The 499-nt window shown below is 69.5% G+C and carries 1 protein-coding gene and 1 pseudogene; both read right to left on the bottom strand.

Features of this window, described 5'->3' with window-relative positions; genetic code table 11:
- Positions 1-298 (bottom strand): annotated as a pseudogene (locus ACTFO6_RS17340) (hypothetical protein); the annotation flags it as partial.
- Between the two features lie 3 nt (positions 299-301).
- On the bottom strand, positions 302-499 hold a 198-nt coding region (locus tag ACTFO6_RS17335; RefSeq protein ID WP_439935683.1), incomplete at its 5' end, for a hypothetical protein.

Genomic DNA, 499 nt, shown 5'->3' with positions numbered 1-499 from the left:
GCCACTGGACGATGCGCGCCTCATAGCTCTGGATGCCGCCGAGCCCGAGGGGGAGGGAGATGTCGAACCAGCCCGCGCCGCCCGCCGCCTGGCCCGCGTCCTGGAACCAAGTGCGGAAGATGGACATCTCGGCGTCTGAGAACATCCAGCGCGCCTGAACGCGGTCGAGGCGCGCGAGGGTGCGGCGGCGCACCCTGGGCGCACCCACCTCCATCTCAGTGCGTATGGTCTGCTCGAGGGGCTCGAGCACATACCCGTCTACGCTCGGCGGCGGCAGCGTCGAGGGAAAGAGCGCCATCCGCTACCTCAGCGTCCCCGCGGCGGGACTGAGTCCGTACCGGCGCTCAAGCACCGGGGCGATGCCTGCGCCGCGAGCGATGTCCCGGCCCATCAGGCCGGTCACCTGCTCGATGATGACGTCGATCACCCGCTCGCCGCGCTCCTGGCGCTCCTGGGTGCGCACCTGGGCGGGAGTGTGATTGATGATGTTGATCGTCAC

Source organism: Pelomicrobium sp. G1, from assembly GCF_051905455.1.
GTDB lineage: Bacteria > Pseudomonadota > Gammaproteobacteria > Burkholderiales > UBA6910 > Pelomicrobium.
The sequence above is the reverse complement of the archived record's forward strand: the minus strand, read 5'-3'. Positions and strand labels throughout refer to the sequence as shown.